This window comes from Acidiphilium sp. AL, assembly GCF_025499445.1.
GTDB lineage: Bacteria > Pseudomonadota > Alphaproteobacteria > Acetobacterales > Acetobacteraceae > Acidiphilium > Acidiphilium iwatense.
This window is the reverse complement of record NZ_JAIMBZ010000083.1, coordinates 1-4,745: the sequence shown is the minus strand read 5'-3', so window position 1 is coordinate 4,745 and position 4,745 is coordinate 1. Positions and strand designations below refer to the sequence as shown.

Annotated in this window: 4 protein-coding genes; 2 read left to right on the top strand and 2 right to left on the bottom strand. The window is 63.9% G+C overall.

The window, feature by feature from the left end:
- Nucleotides 1-397: 397 nt before the first annotated feature.
- Together AiwAL_RS19665 and AiwAL_RS19660 are read right to left on the bottom strand one after the other, a co-directional pair.
- Entirely contained in the window at nucleotides 398-2,182 is a 1,785-nt protein-coding gene (locus AiwAL_RS19665; protein WP_235703419.1) for an IlvD/Edd family dehydratase, read from the bottom strand.
- 11 nt (nucleotides 2,183-2,193) lie between these two features.
- Nucleotides 2,194-2,946: an SDR family oxidoreductase gene (locus AiwAL_RS19660; protein ID WP_262313429.1), complete on the bottom strand. Its 753-nt coding sequence runs from the start codon at nucleotides 2,944-2,946 to the stop codon at nucleotides 2,194-2,196.
- Nucleotides 2,947-3,073: 127 nt separating this feature from the next.
- Between AiwAL_RS19660 and AiwAL_RS19655 the strand changes: the two genes are divergently transcribed.
- Nucleotides 3,074-3,988 carry an SMP-30/gluconolactonase/LRE family protein gene (locus AiwAL_RS19655; RefSeq protein ID WP_235703421.1) on the top strand — a complete coding sequence of 305 codons (915 nt, stop codon included), beginning with the start codon at nucleotides 3,074-3,076 and terminating at the stop codon, nucleotides 3,986-3,988.
- A 30-nt stretch (nucleotides 3,989-4,018) separates the two neighbouring features.
- Nucleotides 4,019-4,666, top strand: a complete 648-nt coding sequence (locus tag AiwAL_RS19650; RefSeq protein WP_262313428.1) for a serine hydrolase — start codon at nucleotides 4,019-4,021, stop codon at nucleotides 4,664-4,666.
- The last annotated feature ends 79 nt before the right edge of the window (nucleotides 4,667-4,745 follow it).

Genomic DNA, 4,745 nt, shown 5'->3' with positions numbered 1-4,745 from the left:
GATCAGCGCGTCTTTCTCAGCATGCGATAGAAGGGACAGGTCAGGAAGCTCGCTCACGCCTCCCGTCGAATCGTATCCGCCGTGGTCACGTCAATTCACAATCGATTCAACTGGCCGACGGACCAGGATGAGCAGATACGAATAGAGCGTGATCGACTTAAAGTCATCACGCTCTATCCTGTCACGAGGGCGTCAGGAGCGCTATATATGCCTATATGATGCACTCTCGGAGACCAGGACAGACAACCTGATACAGATCGCCGGACGGTGCGTTGGACCCGAACGCGGCGTGGATCTGGATTTTGCCAGCCGGGAACCGGGAGTGCGCGCGCAGCGGTCGATTTCGGCGGTCCAGAGTATGACCGTTGATTTCGAGGTTTGGTGTTAAATCAACCCTTCAGTGATTATCCCGCGGCACGCCGAAGCGTTCGGCGATGCGCTGATAGGCGACCGCTTGTTCCAGCACCGCGCCGGTTTCCAGCTGGCCGGTGAAGCGGCGATGGATTTCCTGCCACGGCGTCTGGTTCACCAGTTCGGGCAGTGTGAGTGCGGCACGGCGGGCTGAAAGTTCGGCCTCGTCGATCAGAATGTTGGCGCTGCGGTCCTTCAGATCGACGCGGATGCGATCGCCGGTTTTCAGCAGCGCGAGGCCGCCGCCTATTGCCGATTCAGGGCTGGCGTTCAGGATTGAGGGACTCCCGGACGTACCGCTCTGCCGGCCGTCGCCGATGCAGGGGAGCTGATTGACGCCTTTTTGCACCAGCGCGTCGGGCGGCAGCATGTTCACCACCTCGGCGGAGCCAGGATAGCCGATCGGGCCGCAATTGCGGATCACCAGGATGCAATCGGCGTCGATGTTCAGCGATGGATCGTTGATCCGGCCATGATAATCCTCCGGCCCCTCGAACACGATGGCACGACCCTCGAAGGCGTCGGGGTCGCCCGGCTCGCTCATGAAGCGGTCGCGGAATTCCCTGGAAATGACCGAGGTTTTCATGATCGCACTGTGGAACAGATTGCCGGTGAGCACGGCGAAGCCGGCACGCTCGGCGAGCGGGTTGGCGTAATCGCGGATCACGTCGGCATCGATGCCGCGCTTGCCGCGATTTTCCTCGCCGATGGTGCGGCCGGAGACGGTCAGCGCGGTTTCGCGGATCTTGCCATGGCGCATCAGCTCGCCGATCACCGCCGGCAGGCCGCCGGCGCGGTAATAGGCTTCGCCGAGATATTTGCCTGCCGGCATCATGTTGACCAGGAGCGGAATGTCGTAGCCGATCCGGTCCCAGTCATTGATGTCGAGTTCGACGCCGATATGGCGGGCGATGGCGATGATGTGGGGCGGACAGTTGGTCGACGCGCCGATCGCCGAGGCGCAGACGATGGCGTTTTCGAAGGCGTCTCGGGTGAGGATTTTCGACGGGCGAAGGTCTTCATGGACCATTTCGACGATGCGCCTGCCGGTTTCATAGGAGATCTGCGCGCGCTCGCGATACGGACCGGGAATCGCGGCGCAGCCGGGCAGCGACATGCCCAGTGCCTCGGCCATCGCGTTCATTGAACTTGCGGTGCCCATGGTGTTGCAATGACCCACGCTGGGGGCGGAGCCGGCGACCATGTCGATGAATTTGTCGTAGGCGATCGTGCCGGCGGCAAGGCGCCGGCGGGCTTCCCAGACCACGGTGCCCGAGCCGACCAGTTCGCCCTCGAAATGCCCGTCCAGCATCGGCCCCCCGGACAGAACGATCGCCGGCAGATCGACCGTGGCGGCGCCCATGATCATCGCCGGGGTGGTTTTGTCGCAGCCGGTGGTGAGCACCACACCATCGACCGGGTAGCCGAACAGCACCTCCACCAGACCGAGATAGGCGAGGTTGCGGTCGAGCGCGGCCGTCGGCCGCTTGCCGGTTTCCTGGATCGGGTGGACCGGAAACTCCAGCGGCACGCCGCCGGCGGCTCGGATGCCGTCGGCCACCCGTTTGGCCAGCTCGATATGGTGCCGGTTGCAGGGCGACAGGTCGCTGCCGGTCTGGGCGATGCCGATGATCGGCTTGCCCGATTGCAGCTCCTCGCGGGTCAGGCCGAAATTGAGGTAGCGTTCGAGATACAGCGCGGTCATGCCCGGATTGCCCGGATTGTCGAACCATAATGCGCTGCGCAGCTTCGGTTTCTGCTCCGGTGTCATTTTTCGATCTTTCAGTTCGACCAGCCGCCGTCGATCACATGGGCGACGCCGGTGGTGAAGCGCGATTCGTCGGCGGCGAGATAGAGTGCGAGGGCGGCGATTTCCTCCGGCGTGCCGAGCCGGCCCATCGGCTGGCGGGCGACGAATTCGGCCTCGACGGTGCTTGTATCCGTCCCGCGCGCTTCGGCGAGGGCGGCAATTCTTCCGCGCAGCGACGGGCTTTCCACCGTGCCGGGGCAGATCGCGTTGCAGCGGATGCCGCGCGTGACGAAATCGGCGGCGACCGATTTGGTCAGCCCGATCACCGCCGCCTTCGACGCGCCATAGGCGAAGCGGTTCACCGCGCCCTTGATGCTGCCGACAGTGGAGGCGACGTTGATGATCGAACCTCCGCCGGCTTCCAGCATCCCCGGCAGGAAAGCACGGATCATGCGGAACATCGCGGTCACGTTCAGATCGAAGGAGAATTGCCAGCCGGCATCGTCGCAATCGAGCACCGAGCCGTGATGGACGAAGCCCGCCGCGTTGACCAGGATATTGAGCGGCCCAGCCGATTTGACCATGGCGGCGATCGCAGCCGGGTCGGTCACGTCGAGTTTTTCCACGCGCGCGCCTGAAAGACCGGCGAGCAATCCGGCGTCCCGATCGGTCGCGATCACAGATGCGCCCTCGCGCAGTAAAGCCTCGGCGATCGCCCGCCCGATGCCCTGCCCGGCCGCCGTGACCAGCGCCGTCTTGCCCGCAACCCGTCCTGAATGTGACAAATCCGTTCCTCGCTCTATTGATTGTCCGGCGGCGCCATCTGGACCCGGCGTCGCTCCGTTGATACATGGCGATTACCAATAACCGACAGATGCGGCAAGCAGCATAAGCGGAACAGGAGGCGGCGAGATGGGCTCAACCTACCACATATACGATCCGCGCATGCGGCAGATGCTGCTGATGAATGCCGAGATCGAGCGTATCGCGACCGGGTTCCGCTGGGCGGAAGGTCCGGTGTGGTTCGGCGACGCCAATTGCCTGCTGTGGAGCGATATTCCCAACGACCGGATCATGCGCTGGTGGCCGTCCGGCGAGGTCGATGTCTATCGCAGCCCGGCACACTACACCAACGGCCATACTCGCGACCGGCAGGGACGGCTGGTTAGTTGCGAACACGGGCGGCGGTGCATCAGCCGCACCGAATATGACGGCGGCGTAAGCATCCTCGCCGATCGGTTCGACGGCAAGCGGCTGAATTCGCCCAACGATGTCGTGGTGAAGTCGGATGGCAGCATCTGGTTCACCGACCCCGATTACGGGATCATGTCCGACTATGAAGGCCATCGCGCCGAGAGCGAACAGGGCGTCTGCCGGGTCTATCGGCTCGATCCGGCGACCGGCGCGCTCATCGCCGTCGCCGAGGATTACGAGCGGCCGAACGGCATCGCCTTCAGCCCGGACGAAAAGCGCCTCTACATCGCCGATACCGGCTTCACCCATCGCGAGGGCGGGCCGCACCATATCCTCGTCCATGAGGTGATCGACGGCGTTCGGCTCGGGTCGGGACGGGTGTTCGCGGTTATCGAGCCCGGCTTCGCCGATGGATTCCGGCTCGACGAGCACGGCAATGTGTGGACCAGTTGCGGTTCGGGCAACGGCGTTGCGGTATTCGCGCCGGACGGCACGCCGCTCGGCAAGATCGAGATTCCCGAAATGGTCAGCAACGTGGCGTTCGGCGGCCCCAAGCGCAACCGCCTGTTCGTCACCGCGACGAGTTCGGTCTATTCCCTCTATCTCGGGGTGCGCGGGCATTCTATTTTATAGGCTTGCGGCGCGCGGGCGAGAAGGATGGGCATGATCGGCAGGCGGGGGTTCGTGGGCGCGGCGGCGGTGCTGGGCGCAGGTGTCAGTGCCGATGCCGCACGGGCGACGGGCGGCGAGATCGGTGGACCTCTCGATCGGGATGGGGTCGGGCGGATCGTGGATCGCGCCATCCTGCCGCTGATGCGGACGCACGGAATTCCAGGCATGGCGGTGGCGGTGACGCTGGGCGGCGCACATCATTTCCGCGAATACGGCATGGCATCGCGGCGCAACGGCCGGCAGGTCACGAGGGAAACCTTGTTCGAGATTGGCTCGGTCAGCAAGATCTTCGCCGGAACCCTGGCGTCCTACGCGGATAGTACGGGTGCGCTTTCGCTCTCCGACAGCGTCGCCCAACATTTGCCCGCCTTGCGCGGCAGCGGCTTCGATTCGATCAGCCTGCTGAACCTCGGCACCTATACCGGCGGCGATCTACCTTTGCAGGTGCCGGACGGGATCGCGACCATCCCGGAACTTCTGGCGTTTTTGAAACGCTGGAAGCCGGGCTATAAGCCGGGGGCGCGGCGGAAATACTCGAACATCAGCGCCGGGCTGCTCGGCCTGATCGCTGCACGGCGCCCTAGTCTTACTGTGTCACAAAATTCTTGCAGCGATTCGTTGACGCGTGTGAGTGGGTAGAGATTCTGACTCGTGGAGGCGGGTGGTGGGTCTCGAATCGAACACGCAAGGCAGCGAATCACGTCTGGCCGCCTATGTC